Genomic DNA, 14,439 nt, shown 5'->3' with positions numbered 1-14,439 from the left:
GGCCCCATACACAACCGGACACAAAGGCGCGCGGGATGCTTCGGCGCGCCTTTTTCAGTGTGCGGGTGGGAGGAAACCGGCGAATTCCCGACCGCAGCCCGCGCCACCGCTGGACATTACCCGCCCCCCTTGCGAGGGTCAGCGCGAAGACCAGAAGGACAGGCCCATGAGCGCGCGCAAGATCATCATCGACACCGACCCCGGACAGGACGACGCTGTCGCCATTCTGCTGGCGCTGGCCAGCCCACAAGAGATTGATCTGCTTGGGATAACCTGTGTGGCCGGCAATGTGCCACTTGCGCTGACCCAGACCAACGCCCGCCGCGTGTGCGAGGTGGCAGGCCGCCCGGATGTCGCCGTGCACGCAGGCTGTGACGCCCCGCTGCAACGGCCCCTGATCACCGCCGAACATGTGCATGGCAAAACCGGTCTTGACGGACCCGAGCTGTGGGATCCGACCATGCCCCTGGCTGCAGCACATGGCGTCGATTTCATCATCGACACCCTGCGCCGCGAAGCCCCCGGCACCGTCACCCTCTGTCCGCTGGGGCCGCTGACCAATATTGCCGCCGCCTTTCAAAAGGCCCCTGATATCGTGGACCGCGTGCAGGAGATCGTGCTGATGGGCGGCGCCTATTTTGAGGTCGGCAACATCACCCCGGCGGCGGAATTCAACATCTATGTCGACCCTGAAGCCGCCGCCGCAGTGCTGACCTCAGGCGTGCCTATCACCATGATGCCGCTGGATGTCACCCATAAGGCGCTCGCCACCCGCGCACGGGTTGAAAAGATCCGCGCCCTCGACACCAAAGTGGCACGGTTCACCGCCGAGATGCTTGATTTCTTTGAACGCTTTGATGTGGAGAAATACGGCTCCGAAGGCGGCCCGCTGCATGACCCCTGCGTCATTGCCTATCTGATCCGGCCAGAGCTGTTCTCGGGCCGCCATGTCAATGTGGTGGTTGAGACCACGTCCGAGCTGACATTGGGCATGACCGTGGCCGATTGGTGGGGGGTCACAGACCGGCCTGCCAATGCGCAATTTATGGGCGATCTGGATGCCGATGGCTTCTTCGACCTGATCACCACCCGGTTGGCGCGGCTATGAGCCTGGTTGTTGCTCCGGACCCCACCTGGCCGACACAGGCCCAGGCCGAAGCAGACCGCTGGTCAGACAGTGGCGTAGATGGCCTGATTGAGGTGCATCATATCGGATCAACCGCAGTTCCCGGCCTACCCGCCAAACCCATTATTGATCTGATACCTGTCTTTGAGAGTGAGGCCGCTATGGATACCGCCCGCCAGACCATTGAAGCGCTTGGGTTCGAATGGCTGGGTGAATTTGGCCTGCCCGGACGGCGCTACTGCCGCTACGATGATCCAGAAACCGGAAAACGCCGGGTGCAGGCGCATTGTTATGTGGAAGGTTCTGACGAGATCACACGCCATATCGCCTTTCGCGATGCCCTGCGGGCCAACGTCGCACTGCGGGCAGGCTACGCAGCGATCAAGGGCAAATGCGCCGCGCTGCATCCCGGTGACATGCATGGATATGGTGACTGCAAATCAGACTGGGTGCAAAAGATCGAAGCACACGCGATCTACGCGCTGGCAACAAAGGAAATCTCATGAGTGCCGCATTGCATCTGGCCCGCCCCGAAGATCTGGACCGTGTTCTGGATCTGGTCGCCGCCTTTCATCAGGAGACTGGCATCGCCTCGGACGACAGTTTGCGCCGCGCGGCCATCGAACCCCTGCTTGAGGGATTGCCCTATGGCGCGGTCTATCTGATTGGCCCCAGCCGCGCACCCGTGGGCTACATCGTTGTGACCTTTAGCTGGTCGGTGGAATTTGGCGGCATGGACGGGTTTGTGGATGAGCTGTTCATTCGTCCTCCCGTGCGTGGTCGCGGCATCGCCACGGAGGTGCTGTTTGCCCTGCCCCGCACCCTGGCTGAGGCCGGTATCAAGGCGCTGCATCTTGAGGTCGACAAAAACGATGACACCGCGCGCGGCCTTTATACCCGTGCCCGGTTTGAACCCCGCGAGCGCTACATGCTGATGAGCCGCAAGCTCTGATCCCATTTCACTGCCATCCGCGGCAGGGGCAAATGTTTTGAGGAAAACATTCCCGGCCCCCGGCCGCGTGGCAGGCGCCCCTACGGGCACAACGCCACTGCCGGACCCATAGGTCCAGTTGCCCCACCCGCGCCTCCAGATTTTTTTCCACAAGATTTTTCCCGCTGAGGGAACCGATCTGCAGGTTGTGCGTTCTCTCTCAGACAGCAGGCGGCAGAACATGATCTTCTTCCGCATCGCTGACCGGAATTGAACACACCGTGGGACGTGTGGGAGCGCGCTGCCAGAGCTTTGGCAGCGCAACTGAGACAGCGGCAGAAGCCGCAGCATATGGCCGCCCACCGGGGCGGTCGCCGAGGCAAAGCCGACGGCATAATTACCAGCATGGATCCGGCGCGTCCCTTCGGGATACGCCCCCTCGACAACGGCTTAGGGGAGCCGAGGGGACAAGATCCACACTGCTGCGGCCACAATAATCGGCCAAACCGGCCGGGGATCAGGGGTGAGACCCGGCCAACAGACCAGAGCCGCCCCAGGGGTGAGGTGGCTCTGGTCCGCCATAGAATTTATTCGAATCTACCGCGCCCCCCGCGCAATGTGGTCCCTCGTCTCTGCTCGGACGGGGACCACCCCAGATCAGGCCCAGATCAGGCAGCGACCACACAGATAAGGTCACTCCGCTCCGCAAAATCACCACGACCGCAACGACCCCTGCGTGTCCAGATAAACAGGACCGCATATAAGACAGGAAAGGAAACCACATGAAAACGCATATTCTCGCCGGGTTGAGCGCCGCCACTCTGGCCGTCTCCGCCTGCTCCGACCTCACTCCGGAACAACGCACCGTGGCCGGGGTGGCCGGTGGTGCCGCCGCCGGTCTGATCGCCGCCGATGCACTCAAGGCAGATGACGACTGGCGCCTGATCGCCGCCCTTGGCGGCGCAGCAGCGGGCACCGTGGTGGCCCAGAACAGCCAGTCCCGCCAATGCGCCTATTCCCGCGGCGACGGCACCTATTACACGGCGGCCTGCCCATAAGGTTCACGTAACCCAGCTTCCGCGCGCGTGACCGCCACCGAAGCGATACCATGCGAAACGGGACCAATCACACGAAAAAGACCCTGAAAGCAAATCGCCCTCAGGGTCTTTCCCATTCGCCAACGGCTGAAAAAGCCGCGCCCCCCGTCGGCGCACGCCCCCCGGAACAGGAAGGGCCCAGATGCTGTCGATCCCCCTTGGCAGCGCGCGTCAAAGCCCCCCGGCAACAGTCGCGCCCTGTGTCATCGACAGGCTAAGAACCGGATCACTCATACCAACAGTCTGCCCACTCAGCGGATAGCGCCCAGGTCCCGCGCATCCCGCCAGCAGCGCCACCGCAACAACGATCCCGATAGGCAGCCAGCTTCCCGCACCCGCCGTCGCAAGAGCAGGTGCCACCGGCACTTTTGCGTCAGCCTTGGTCACCGAAACGGTTGGCCGGGCTTTCGGATGTGGTCTTACTCGCATGGTCTTCCCCCTCCTCAGCCAGCGCCACCCCCGTAGCGCCTGACCCAAAGACTGCCACAGCCACCCTCACGCGTCTGTGAACAAAGCCACATACGCGCGCTATTCGCACATAATTTGAAAAATGAGCACGGATCGACGCTGAACAGGCGACAGGCCTATCTCCTGTCCCTGCGCACTCGTGCGTCAGTTGGGATGGTATTTCGGGAGGGAGCCGACGTCAGATCAACACCCGCCTTCAGCCACCACCTCCGGCGACCCCAGGCCGTATCGCATCGGGTCGCCTCGCATCAGCTCGCGCCGCATTAGGCCAAGCGGCGCATCAGTTGCAGATCACAGGCCGTGGCATACCCCATAGCCCGCTTGATCCCCGGCAGCATTGCCGCCCCGTTCATCGCAAAACTCAGCTCGATCAGCCCCGCCTCGCCGTAGGCCGCGCGCACGATTTCCCGCGCCTCCGGATCATCCGTTCGCGCACCAGCGACAGCCCCGGAGAGCCGCACAACTGCCTCCAGCTCCGGTTCCAGCGTACCTCCCGTCAGGATCGACTGGATCAACTCCGGCGTCAGCCCAGCGGATTTTGCCAGATTGATCTCCGCCTCAACACAGGTGCCACAATCCGCACTCAACGCACCTGTCAACCGCGCTGCGTGATAAGCAGCCGCAGGCACATGACGGTTGGGATCCAGAAACCCGAAGACCCGATTGTAACGCGTCAGCAGGCCGAAATCAGCATCCGCAATCGCATGAGAGTAATCCAGAGACACGCCAACCCGGCGCTCCGCTCTGCGAATAAGGAAATGCGCAATCTTCTTAAGCATGGTCAAACACCACAGATACAAACACCAAGTAAAAAGGCCGGAGCAACACGCCCCGGCCTCTGTTCTTATTTCAGGATAGAGCGGCCCGCGTATTCGGCCACCTCACCCAGCATTTCCTCAATCCGGATCAGCTGGTTGTACTTCGCGAGCCGGTCGGACCGTGCCAGCGAACCCGTCTTGATCTGACCGCAATTGGTGGCCACGGCGAGGTCGGCGATGGTGGCGTCCTCAGTCTCGCCGGAGCGGTGCGACATCACATTGGTATAGCGCGCACGATGCGCCATATCGACGGCCTTCAGCGTCTCGGTCAATGTGCCGATCTGGTTCACTTTCACCAGCATGGAGTTGGCGCAGCCGCGCGCAATGCCATCGGCCAGACGGGCAGGATTGGTCACGAACAGGTCGTCGCCGACCAGCTGCACCTTGTCGCCCAGCTCGTCGGTCAGCGCCTTCCAGCCGTCCCAGTCGTCCTCACCCATGCCATCTTCGATGGAGATGATCGGGTAGTCCTTCACCAACGCTGCCAGATAGGCGACGTTTTCAGCAGAGGTCAGCGTCTTGCCTTCGCCGGACAGCACATATTTGCCGTCCTTGTAGTATTCGGTCGCCGCGCAATCGAGCGCCAGATAGATTTCCTCGCCCGGCTTGTAACCGGCCTTTTCAATCGACTTCAGAACAAAATCCAGCGCTTCGCGGGTAGAGGCGATATTGGGGGCAAAACCGCCCTCATCACCAATCCCGGTCGACAGACCTGCCGCCGACAGCTCTTTCTTCAGGGTGTGGAACACTTCAGAGCCCATGCGCACCGCGTCGCGGATGTTGTCCGCGGCCACCGGCATGATCATGAATTCCTGAATGTCGATCGGGTTGTCGGCATGTTCGCCGCCGTTGATGATGTTCATCATCGGCACCGGCAGCATACGCGCCGAGGTGCCACCGATGTAACGATACAGCGGCTGGGTGGTGAAATCGGCTGCGGCCTTGGCCACCGCCATGGAGACACCCAGAATAGCGTTGGCACCCAGACGGCCCTTGTTCTCGGTGCCGTCCAGCTCAATCATCGCCATGTCGACAGCGACCTGCTCGCAGGCGTCAAAGCCGACCAGCTCTTCTGCGATCTCACCATTGACTGCCGCAACCGCCTCCAGAACGCCTTTACCCAGATAGCGGGATTTGTCGCCGTCGCGCTTTTCCACCGCCTCATAGGCCCCGGTCGAGGCGCCGGATGGCACCGCCGCGCGGCCCATGGTGCCGTCTTCCAGCATGACATCAACCTCGACGGTCGGGTTGCCCCGGCTGTCCAGAATTTCACGGGCGTGGATATCGATAATAGTGCTCATCACTCGGGTCCCTGATCTTGGCAAATGGTTGCGGCAATTCTTGCCAGCGTCATAGCATCCACAGGGCAAAAGTAAACCACGGGCGTTATCGCTAACGTGACTTATTTTACGGGGTTAGGGCTAACAGGCGCCTGTTTGCGCAACCAATTGCCCCCGGTTTTCGCTGCCGCCGCTTCAGGCCGTGGCCACCGCCGCCGCGCGGGCTGCATGCCGCGCCAGACGCCGCTCCCGCAGGAACGTGTATAGCCCGGACCCAATGATCAGCGCAGACCCAATCAGCGTCATGCCATCCGGTGCCTCGGCAAAGACCACCACGCCGATGAGGGTCGAAAACACCAGCCGTGAGTAGCGAAACGGCGTGATCACAGCGGCATTGCCAATCCGGGTCGCAGTGACGATGCCATAATAGCCCAGCACGCCAAAGATCACACCGCCCAACAGCATCCCCCATTGGCCGCCCTGCAGGGCCACCGGCTCTCCGGGAAGGACCAGCAGCATCACCAGCCCGGCCGGGATCACCGACCCAAAAGCCTGCGAACTGACCACGGCAGAGGGCACAGCGCTGTCCATCACCCGCGTCATCAGGTCGCGCGCAGCAACCGCCACCACCGAGATCAGCACCAAAAGCACACCGGGTTCAAACCCCGCCAAACCGGGCCGGACAATCATCAACACCCCGGCAAAGCCGACAAGGATCGCACTCCAGCGCCGCCATCCCACGTCCTCGCCCAGAAACAGCGCCGCCCCCACGGTAACCGCCAGCGGCATCGCCTGGAACACCGCCGCCACTGTGGAGATATCTACCACCGCCAGCGCTGAGGCAAAGCTGACCGCCGCCAGTGCCTCCAGTGAGGCGCGCAGAACCGGCTGCCAGCGCCAGTTGCGCGGCGCCAGGACCCGGTGCCCCTGCAGCTTGGCCCAGATCACAAACACCGTGCCGCTGCCAAGACCCAGCATCATCAGGATCTGACCCACGGGCACCGATTTGGCGAGCTGCTTGATGAACATATCTTCCAGCGAGAACCCCGCCATGGCGAGGATCACCAACAAAATTCCTGTAACATTGTTCATCGTGATCGTCCCGTGAAGGTGGTTTGTGCCCGTCATAATGGTCTATGAACGGCATCAAAGCTGCAGCGTCGGCCAATCCGGCCAGCAAACATCAGCCAGCGACAGCGAACAACTCCGTTTGCGACGTTGCCCCATGACTTCATGTGACCTCTGCCATCACGCCCTGTGATGGGCACCCCGCGTCAGCCCCCGTGGCGCATCGGACTTTTCCTCAAAATTCCGTCCCGTTTTCTTGGACAAGAAAACGCCCGCGCTCAATCCCGCTTACGCGGCACACCGTAGAGCTCCAGCTTATGGCCCCGCAGCTCATAACCCAGCTTTTCGGCGATCTTCTCCTGCAAGGCCTCAATCTCGGGATCGCAGAACTCGATCACCGCGCCTGTGGTCATATCGATCAGGTGGTCATGATGCTCCCGATCGGCATCCTCATACCGCGCGCGTCCGTCACCGAACTCCAGCCGCTCCAGAATGCCCGCCTCGTCAAACAGTTTCACCGTGCGATAGACCGTGGCCAGCGAAATCGCCCCGTCCAAGGCACTGGCACGGGCATAGAGCTCCTCGACATCGGGATGGTCGGCGCTCTCTTGCAGCACGCGGGCAATCACCCGTCGCTGGCCTGTCATCCGCAGACCTATGGCTTCGCAGCGTGCGATAATCGTCTCGCTCATGGTCGTCCTCTATGCAGCGTGGCGTCCCTGTTTATACAAAGACGCAGGCCGCGCAAACCGGGTTTTTACACTCTTTGGCGCAGAATAACCGGCAATTGACCATTGACTTTCACCGCCGACAGGCCCATCTCCCGCTTCAGGCATCCCTCCCTGCCGCGTGAGCAGAGGACGTCGGGCCGCGCCAGACAGAGTGCGCAGGCAAATGAACCGACCCTAAGGATATGCCACCGTTCCCAATATCACGCGTGGGGCACTCGCAGCGACCAGCGGTCTGGCATGATGCCCGTCCGCCCGAGGTCCCTGCCCCAACGACAGTCCGCCCGGCATACGCATGGGCGGCACCGGCCGTGGCACCCGCCCGGCTGTGAAAGGACGAGACGTGACAGAATTTTCAACCATGGGGCTGCCCGAAAAGCTCCTGACCCGCATTGCTGAGCTGGGCTACACAGATCCTACCCCGATTCAGGCACGCGCAATTCCGCATGCGCTGAACGGCCAGGACGTGCTGGGCCTGGCGCAGACCGGCACCGGCAAGACCGCTGCCTTCGGCGTGCCCCTGATTGCCCAGATGATGCAATATGGCCGCAAGCCTGCCGCCAAGACCGTGCGCGGTCTGGTGCTGGCCCCGACACGCGAACTGGCCAACCAGATCGCCGCCAACCTCAAAGGCCTGACCGAAGGCACCCCGATCAAAACCGGGCTGGTTGTCGGCGGTGTGTCGATCAACCCACAGATCAGCCGCCTGTCGCGCGGCACCGACATCCTGATCGCCACGCCGGGCCGTCTGCTGGACATCCTCGACCGTGGCGCGCTGGACCTCGGCTCCTGCGACTTCCTCGTATTGGACGAGGCGGATCAGATGCTGGACCTCGGCTTCATCCACGCGCTGCGCAAAATCGCGGCGCTGCTGCCCGAACAGCGCCAGACCATGCTGTTCTCGGCCACCATGCCCAAGCAGATGAACGAGATCGCCAACTCCTACCTGCAAAGCCCCGTCCGGATCGAGGTGAACCCTCCCGGCAAAGCCGCAGACAAGATCACCCAGTCGGTGCATTTCATCGCCAAGGCTGAAAAACTGTCGCTCCTGAAGGAGCTGCTGGGCGCCCACAAGGACGAGCGCACGCTGGTCTTTGGTCGCACCAAGCACGGTATGGAAAAGCTGATGAAGACGCTGTCCGCAGCAGGGTTCTCAGCGGCGGCGATCCACGGCAACAAATCCCAGGGCCAGCGCGAACGCGCGCTTGCCTCGTTCAAATCGGGCGAGGTGAAGATCCTCGTGGCCACCGATGTGGCCGCCCGTGGTCTGGACATCCCCGACGTGAAATACGTCTACAACTACGAGCTGCCCAACGTCCCCGACGCCTATGTGCACCGCATTGGCCGGACCGCACGCGCGGGCAAGGATGGTCAGGCCGTGGCCTTCTGCGCGCCCGATGAGATGGGCGAGCTGAAAGCCATTCAGAAAACCATGAACCTCAATATCCCGGTGGCGTCCGGCCGTCCGTGGGAGGTGCTGCCCGATGCCAAGGCTCCGGCCGGACGTCGCGGTGGTGGCAAACCCGGTGGCGGCGGCAAACCCGGCGGTCATCGTCGGCGGCGCAGTGGCGGCGGTGGCGGCGGCCAGGGCGGAGCGCGCAGCGGTGGTCAGGGTGCAGGTCAAGGTGGCGGACAGGGTAAAGCCGGCGGTCAGCGCCGCCGCGCCCAGTAAGCCCGACCGGGTGACCTCAGCCGCCTCTCTTCGAGACCGCAACTGAACCCAAATATAAAGCCGGGGCCGCATTCCGCGTCTCCGGCTTTTTCTATCTGTCCGGCTTTGCTCTGTGCTACGCCGCCAGCCCACCACGGCAGCGAGATGGTCTATCGAGGCCCTAGGCCTGGCCCGCCGCCACCAGATCCGCCCAGACCGGCAGATGGTCGGAGGCGATATGCGCCGGCCGCGCCCGATAAACACCGCTGTCCACAACCTCCAGCCCCGCGCTCACCGCAATCCGGTCCAGCGCGCCCATCGGCCGCAGCGCCGGGAAGCTCGGGCGCGGCGGCACAAATCGCAGATCCGGCGCCAGATGGTCCAGAACTGGCTGGCGCGACCAGTCATTGAAATCGCCGGCCCACACGGTCGGCAGTGCAGGCTCTCTTGCGATCACCTCGGCCAGATGATGCACCTGCTCATGCCGCGCCTTGGTGGTCAGTCCCAGATGCGCGCCCACCACCCTGAGCGGTCCAAGCCCGGTCTGGAATAGCGCCCAGACAGCGCCGCGTGGCTCCAGCCCCGGCAGGGGGATATGGCCATGGTCCTGTAATTCGATCCCATCGCCCCGCCAAATGACCGCATTGCCATGCCAGCCCAGCGATCCCGCCCCGCCCAGATCGACAATCTGCCATCCTGCCTCATCCAGAATGAAATGCGGCAGCGCGGCGGGTCGTGGCGGCAGCCGTTTGTCGGCCTCCTGTAACAGAACCAGATCCGCCCCGGTGCCCTCGATCACCTGCAAGGTCCGGCGCGGGCGGCGGCGCAGATCAAGCCCGACAGACTTCTGGATGTTGTAACTCGCCAAGCGCAGCCGACCGGGCTGCCTGCTCTGTTCCTGCGTCATTCCGCCTGCCTTATGTGCTGCCAATCTGGTGCGCGATACGGGCCACAGCATGACCCAAAATCGGATAACAGGCCAGAGCCCCGCAAGGCAGATCCGCAGTGCCTAAACACCTGATTTGCCACCTTGACACCGCTGCCACCCCCGCCTCTTGTGGCGCGATGAGTGAAAAGCGCACAATGGACGGCATCGGAGCCGCAATGCTCATCGGCTTCAGCGGGCTGATGGGCTTCAATCAGGTGGTGATCAAGGTCTCCAACGGCGGCTTTGGCCCGGTGTTTCAGGCGGGCCTGCGCTCTCTCATCGGGTTGGCGGTGCTGCTCGCATGGCTCGCCTTTCGCGGCCAGCTGAAGCGCGCCAGCAACCCAGCGCCTGCGCCGACGCCAACACATTGGACCCGCTCCGTCCATCTATGGGGGCTGGTGTCAGGCCTGTTGTTCACGGCCGAATTTGTCTGTCTTTACATCGCACTGGACCTATCATCAGTGTCCCGCGTCACCATTATCTTCAACTCCATGCCGGTCTGGCTGGCGTTGGCGGGCCATCTGCTCCTGCCCGGAGAGCGGCTTAACTCAATGCGCATGCTGGGTCTTGTGCTGGCCATGGGCGGCGTGGTGCTGGCGGTTCTGCACCGGGGCAGCGGCGATGCCTCGCTACTGGGCGATATTCTCGCGCTTGCGGCGACGCTGGCCTGGGCCGGGATCGCCCTCTGCGCGCGCCTGTCGCCACTGGCCCATGTCCCGCCCATCCGCCAGCTGACCTATCAGCTGGCCACCTCGGCGCTGGTGCTGCTAGCGATCTCGCCGCTGTTTGGCCCGCTCCTGCGCGATCCCACCGCGCTGCATATCTCCGGCGTGGTGTTTCAGGCCGTGGCCATTGCCAGCCTCGGCTATCTCCTCTGGCTCTGGCTCATCAGCATTTACCGCGCGAATGCGGTCGCCTCCTTCAGCTTTCTGTCGCCAGTGATCGCCGCCATCCTCGGCTGGTTGCTACTGGACGAGGTGATCTACCCGCAGGTCTGGGCCGCGCTGGCACTGGTTGCCATCGGCATCGTGCTGATCAATCGCAAGTAACCGCCCGCCATCAGGTGCCGCAGAAGGTCGCCTTCACCACCTCGCTCGCCGCCGGAGGGCGACGCAGATCCTCGGCCTCCGCCTGCACAGAGTAAGGATCCGACAGCACCGTATTCAGCCGCTCAAACGGGGTGAAATCCCCCGCCACAGCAGAGGCAATCATCGCCTCAATCCGGTGGTTGCGCGGGATATAAACCGGGTTTACCGCTGCCATCACCGCCACCGGGCCTGCCTCCTGCGCCAACCGCGCACGCCAGCCGGTCGCCCAGCTGTCAAAGCTCTCAGGTGTCAGAAACTCATCGCGCACCTTGTCAGCGCCTTGGTCAACAGCGCCCTCCAAAGCCCGGAATGTATTGGTGAAATCCGCCTGCCCTTCTGCCATACGGGTCAGCAAATCGGCGATCAGCGCCATATCGTCAGGCGTTGCGTCAGCAATACCGATCTTGGCCCCGAACCGCCGCAACCAGGCAGCCTCGGTCAGGGCGGGCATGCCATGCACAATCTCCGTCGCCTCTTCCACCATGGCCTGCGGATCCTCCGCCTGCTGGATCAGCGCCGTTGCCAGCTGTGCCAGGTTCCACACCGCGATATCCGGCTGATTGGAATAGGCATAGCGCCCCATCCGGTCGATGGAACTGAACACCGTGCTGGGATGATACACATCCATGAAGGCGCAGGGGCCATAATCAATCGTCTCACCGGAAATGGACGAGTTATCGGTGTTCATCACCCCGTGGATGAAGCCCACCGACATCCAGGCCGCTATCAGTTCCGCCTGACGATCACGCACCGCCCGCAACAGCCCCATCGGGCCGTCAGCTTCCGGATAGTGACGCTGAATGGCATAGCCCGTCAGCTGGCGCAGCGACGCCTGCTCCCCCCGCGCGGCAAAGATCTGGAAGGTCCCCACCCGCAGATGGCTTGAGGCTACCCGCGTCAACACAGCGCCCGGCAAACCGCCCTCTTCACGCCAGACCGTCTCGCCGGTCGTAGCCGCTGCCAGCGCGCGGGTGGTTGGGATGCCAAGCGCGTGCATTGCCTCGCTCACCACATATTCGCGCAGGACCGGCCCCAGCCAGGCCCGCCCGTCACCGCCCCGCGAATAGGGCGTGCGCCCCGATCCCTTCAACTGGATATCGCGCCGCTCGCCATCCGGACCAACAGCCTCGCCCAGCAGGATAGCGCGGCCGTCGCCCAGCTGCGGATTGTAATTGCCGAACTGATGCCCGGCATAAAGCTGCGCCAGCGGATCGGCCCCATCGGGCACACGGTTGCCCGCAAACACCCCGGCCATCTCTGCTGTCTCACCTGCGGTAATACCCAGCCGCTCCCCAAGAGCAGCATTATAGGCAATCAGCTCCGGCGCCTTCACCGGCACGGGTGCCTGTTTCGTGTAGAACACCGGCGGCAGCGCGGCATATGTATTGTCAAAGGGGATGTGCAATGTCATGGCCCAAACATATGCGGCAAATGCCAAATTGCCAGAGCCAACAGCCAGAGCCAACAGAAGAAACGGAGCAGAGACATGACCGCCGATGAGATCATCACCAGGCTGAACCTCCAGCCCCACCCCGAAGGCGGCTATTATCGCCAGACATGGATCGCCGAGAACGCCGACAGCCACAATGGCCGCGCCACCGGCACCTGCATCTATTTCCTGCTGAAGGCGGGCGAAAGCAGCCATTGGCACCATGTCGATGCAACCGAAATCTGGCTCTACCATGCCGGCGCGCCGCTGGTGCTGTCGCTCTCCGCCAGCGACGATGGCCCGGCGCAGGATCACCTCCTGTCCCCCGACCTGGCCGAGGGCGAACCCCAGCTGATCGTCCCCGAAGGCCACTGGCAAGCCGCCCGCACCACCGGAGATTATACGCTGGTCAGCTGTACCGTCTCGCCAGGGTTCCAGTTTGACGGCTTTGTACTGGCCGAACCCGGCTTCGACATCCCGCGCGGTTAGCCGCAAATGTCTTCAAAGACATTTGCCAAGAAACGTCCAAGTTTCTTGGCTGCCAGACCTCAGTCTTCGCCCCCCGGCACGCTCACCACACCGCCGCCGACACAGGCGCGGACCCCAGTGGTGCCGGGACAGGAGGTCGGCAGCCCCCGTGCCACCCGCACCGCCAGATGGGCAAAGGCCTGCGCCTCCAGCATGTCGCCGTCCAACCCGACACTCTCAATCGGGGCAACCGGGCAATCCAGCGACACCCGCAACATCTCCATCAAAACCGGATTATGCCGCCCGCCACCGGTGACCAGCACCACCTCCGGTGGTTCCGGGCAATGTTCCATTCCCTGCGCCACCGCCGCTGCACACATGGCGGTCAGGGTCGCTGTTGCATCGCTGTCGGTCAGCTCGGACACCAACGTAATCATCTCAGCGAAATCATTGCGGTCCAAAGACTTCGGTGGCATTCGGGCAAAATACGGCTCCGCCAGAAACAGCTCCAGCGCGCCGGTTTCCACCACGCCCCCCCGGGCAATCGCACCGCCTTCGTCCATCATCTGACCACAGCGCGCCTGCACCAGATCATTGATCGGCGCATTGGCAGGCCCGGTATCAAATGCAAGCAGCGCGCCGGAGTCCTCTGCCGCCTCAAACCGCGGATCAACATAAGTGAGGTTTCCAACCCCGCCGAGATTCAGAAAACACAGGGGCTTGTCCCGCTTCAGATATTTCGCGCAGGCAAAATGAAAGAACGGCGCCAGCGGCGCGCCCTCGCCGCCCAGCCGCACATCATCGCTGCGAAAATCCCAAACCACCGGGGTGTCAAGCTCAGCCGCCAGCGCCGCACCATCGCCCACCTGCAGGGTGCCCTGCGTCCGGGGCGCATGGGCCAGCGTCTGACCGTGAAAGCCAATGACATCAACCGCCCGCTGATCCGCCCCGGCCTCTGCATCCTCAGCCAGAACCTGCGCCAACAGCGCCGCATGGGCCCGGGTGACGATCTCGCCCGCGGCCTCCACCTGCGGCCCCTGCCATTGCCCCAGCGCCGCGGCCAGCTGCGCGCGTTCCACCGGTTCATAGGCGCGATAAGCGCTGGCGCCAAAGCCATGGATCACGACGCCGTCGGTCTCAACAATGGCCACGTCCACCCCATCCAGCGAGGTGCCGCTCATGGTGCCAAGGGCGCGCAGAGCGCCGGTTTTGGGAATCGCGGACAAACGCGCCGAAGGGTTGGATCTGGTCATGCTGATATTGCCTGCTGAGATATTGGGCGCGCCGCGCCGATTTGGCCCCAAGGATACAGCAGCGAATTTATTCAGCAAAGCCGTTCACACTGCTTTCCCCCGTGCA

Annotated in this window: 15 protein-coding genes; 7 read left to right on the top strand and 8 right to left on the bottom strand. The window is 63.0% G+C overall.

What is annotated here, in order from left to right:
- The first annotated feature begins 166 nt into the window (after positions 1-166).
- From J4721_RS03315 to J4721_RS03300, 4 genes are all read left to right on the top strand, one after another.
- Positions 167-1,108: a nucleoside hydrolase gene (locus J4721_RS03315; RefSeq protein ID WP_211002097.1), complete on the top strand. Its 942-nt coding sequence runs from the start codon at positions 167-169 to the stop codon at positions 1,106-1,108.
- Positions 1,105-1,632, top strand: coding sequence for a GrpB family protein (locus tag J4721_RS03310; protein WP_211002096.1), 528 nt, complete (start codon positions 1,105-1,107; stop codon positions 1,630-1,632). Before J4721_RS03315 ends, J4721_RS03310 begins: the two co-directional genes overlap by 4 nt.
- Positions 1,629-2,078, top strand: coding sequence for an N-acetyltransferase (locus tag J4721_RS03305; protein ID WP_014874259.1), 450 nt, complete (start codon positions 1,629-1,631; stop codon positions 2,076-2,078). Before J4721_RS03310 ends, J4721_RS03305 begins: the two co-directional genes overlap by 4 nt.
- A 761-nt stretch (positions 2,079-2,839) precedes the next feature.
- Entirely contained in the window at positions 2,840-3,115 is a 276-nt protein-coding gene (locus tag J4721_RS03300; protein ID WP_014874258.1) for a glycine zipper 2TM domain-containing protein, read from the top strand.
- 210 nt (positions 3,116-3,325) lie between these two features.
- On the opposite strand, the gene J4721_RS03295 is transcribed toward J4721_RS03300, so the two are convergent.
- The 5 genes from J4721_RS03295 to J4721_RS03275 all read right to left on the bottom strand — a co-directional run bounded on the left by J4721_RS03295 (position 3,326) and on the right by J4721_RS03275 (position 7,480).
- Positions 3,326-3,583, bottom strand: a complete 258-nt coding sequence (locus J4721_RS03295) for a hypothetical protein (protein ID WP_102874493.1) — start codon at positions 3,581-3,583, stop codon at positions 3,326-3,328.
- A gap of 302 nt (positions 3,584-3,885) precedes the next feature.
- Positions 3,886-4,401 carry a hypothetical protein gene (locus tag J4721_RS03290; protein WP_014874257.1) on the bottom strand — a complete coding sequence of 172 codons (516 nt, stop codon included), beginning with the start codon at positions 4,399-4,401 and terminating at the stop codon, positions 3,886-3,888.
- 65 nt (positions 4,402-4,466) lie between these two features.
- Positions 4,467-5,741, bottom strand: a complete 1,275-nt coding sequence (gene eno, locus J4721_RS03285; RefSeq protein ID WP_014874256.1) for a phosphopyruvate hydratase — start codon at positions 5,739-5,741, stop codon at positions 4,467-4,469.
- 174 nt (positions 5,742-5,915) lie between these two features.
- On the bottom strand, positions 5,916-6,812 hold the full coding sequence (locus J4721_RS03280; RefSeq protein ID WP_014874255.1) for a DMT family transporter: 897 nt from the start codon (positions 6,810-6,812) through the stop codon (positions 5,916-5,918).
- A gap of 254 nt (positions 6,813-7,066) precedes the next feature.
- The gene (locus J4721_RS03275; protein WP_014874254.1) at positions 7,067-7,480 is read right to left on the bottom strand and encodes a Fur family transcriptional regulator; all 414 of its coding nucleotides are present in this window, start codon (positions 7,478-7,480) and stop codon (positions 7,067-7,069) included.
- A 379-nt stretch (positions 7,481-7,859) separates the two neighbouring features.
- Between J4721_RS03275 and J4721_RS03270 the strand changes: the two genes are divergently transcribed.
- The gene (locus J4721_RS03270) at positions 7,860-9,188 is read left to right on the top strand and encodes a DEAD/DEAH box helicase (protein ID WP_244915651.1); all 1,329 of its coding nucleotides are present in this window, start codon (positions 7,860-7,862) and stop codon (positions 9,186-9,188) included.
- A gap of 160 nt (positions 9,189-9,348) precedes the next feature.
- On the opposite strand, the gene J4721_RS03265 is transcribed toward J4721_RS03270, so the two are convergent.
- The gene (locus J4721_RS03265; RefSeq protein WP_036767012.1) at positions 9,349-10,074 is read right to left on the bottom strand and encodes an endonuclease/exonuclease/phosphatase family protein; all 726 of its coding nucleotides are present in this window, start codon (positions 10,072-10,074) and stop codon (positions 9,349-9,351) included.
- 176 nt (positions 10,075-10,250) lie between these two features.
- On the opposite strand from J4721_RS03265, the gene J4721_RS03260 reads away from it, so the two are divergent.
- Positions 10,251-11,144 (top strand): DMT family transporter, encoded by an 894-nt coding sequence (locus J4721_RS03260; RefSeq protein ID WP_211002288.1) that lies wholly within the window; start codon positions 10,251-10,253, stop codon positions 11,142-11,144.
- A gap of 10 nt (positions 11,145-11,154) precedes the next feature.
- Here J4721_RS03260 and J4721_RS03255 read toward each other — a convergent pair whose 3' ends face one another.
- Complete coding sequence (locus tag J4721_RS03255) at positions 11,155-12,594, bottom strand: YdiU family protein (protein ID WP_211002095.1); 1,440 nt, start codon at positions 12,592-12,594, stop codon at positions 11,155-11,157.
- A 75-nt stretch (positions 12,595-12,669) separates the two neighbouring features.
- Here J4721_RS03255 and J4721_RS03250 point away from each other — a divergent pair, with 75 nt between their 5' ends.
- Positions 12,670-13,101: a cupin domain-containing protein gene (locus J4721_RS03250; protein WP_044041422.1), complete on the top strand. Its 432-nt coding sequence runs from the start codon at positions 12,670-12,672 to the stop codon at positions 13,099-13,101.
- A gap of 59 nt (positions 13,102-13,160) precedes the next feature.
- On the opposite strand, the gene J4721_RS03245 is transcribed toward J4721_RS03250, so the two are convergent.
- Positions 13,161-14,333, bottom strand: a complete 1,173-nt coding sequence (locus J4721_RS03245) for an anhydro-N-acetylmuramic acid kinase (protein WP_211002094.1) — start codon at positions 14,331-14,333, stop codon at positions 13,161-13,163.
- Positions 14,334-14,439 lie beyond the last annotated feature (106 nt).

Origin of the sequence: Phaeobacter sp. HS011 (assembly GCF_018101215.1) — a bacterium.
In the GTDB taxonomy this organism is placed as follows: Bacteria; Pseudomonadota; Alphaproteobacteria; order Rhodobacterales; family Rhodobacteraceae; genus Phaeobacter; species Phaeobacter inhibens.
This window is presented reverse-complemented; position numbering and strand designations above follow the sequence as displayed.

Coding starts and splice junctions, on each gene's coding strand:
- J4721_RS03290 (WP_014874257.1), bottom strand. CDS start 4,401: ATGCTTAAGAAGATTGCGCATTTCCTTATTCGCAGAGCGGAGCGCCGG.
- J4721_RS03250 (WP_044041422.1), top strand. CDS start 12,670: ATGACCGCCGATGAGATCATCACCAGGCTGAACCTCCAGCCCCACCCC.
- J4721_RS03260 (WP_211002288.1), top strand. CDS start 10,251: ATGGACGGCATCGGAGCCGCAATGCTCATCGGCTTCAGCGGGCTGATG.
- J4721_RS03305 (WP_014874259.1), top strand. CDS start 1,629: ATGAGTGCCGCATTGCATCTGGCCCGCCCCGAAGATCTGGACCGTGTT.
- J4721_RS03310 (WP_211002096.1), top strand. CDS start 1,105: ATGAGCCTGGTTGTTGCTCCGGACCCCACCTGGCCGACACAGGCCCAG.
- J4721_RS03245 (WP_211002094.1), bottom strand. CDS start 14,333: ATGACCAGATCCAACCCTTCGGCGCGTTTGTCCGCGATTCCCAAAACC.
- J4721_RS03275 (WP_014874254.1), bottom strand. CDS start 7,480: ATGAGCGAGACGATTATCGCACGCTGCGAAGCCATAGGTCTGCGGATG.
- J4721_RS03295 (WP_102874493.1), bottom strand. CDS start 3,583: ATGCGAGTAAGACCACATCCGAAAGCCCGGCCAACCGTTTCGGTGACC.
- J4721_RS03255 (WP_211002095.1), bottom strand. CDS start 12,594: ATGACATTGCACATCCCCTTTGACAATACATATGCCGCGCTGCCGCCG.
- J4721_RS03315 (WP_211002097.1), top strand. CDS start 167: ATGAGCGCGCGCAAGATCATCATCGACACCGACCCCGGACAGGACGAC.
- eno (WP_014874256.1), bottom strand. CDS start 5,741: ATGAGCACTATTATCGATATCCACGCCCGTGAAATTCTGGACAGCCGG.
- J4721_RS03280 (WP_014874255.1), bottom strand. CDS start 6,812: ATGAACAATGTTACAGGAATTTTGTTGGTGATCCTCGCCATGGCGGGG.
- J4721_RS03300 (WP_014874258.1), top strand. CDS start 2,840: ATGAAAACGCATATTCTCGCCGGGTTGAGCGCCGCCACTCTGGCCGTC.
- J4721_RS03265 (WP_036767012.1), bottom strand. CDS start 10,074: ATGACGCAGGAACAGAGCAGGCAGCCCGGTCGGCTGCGCTTGGCGAGT.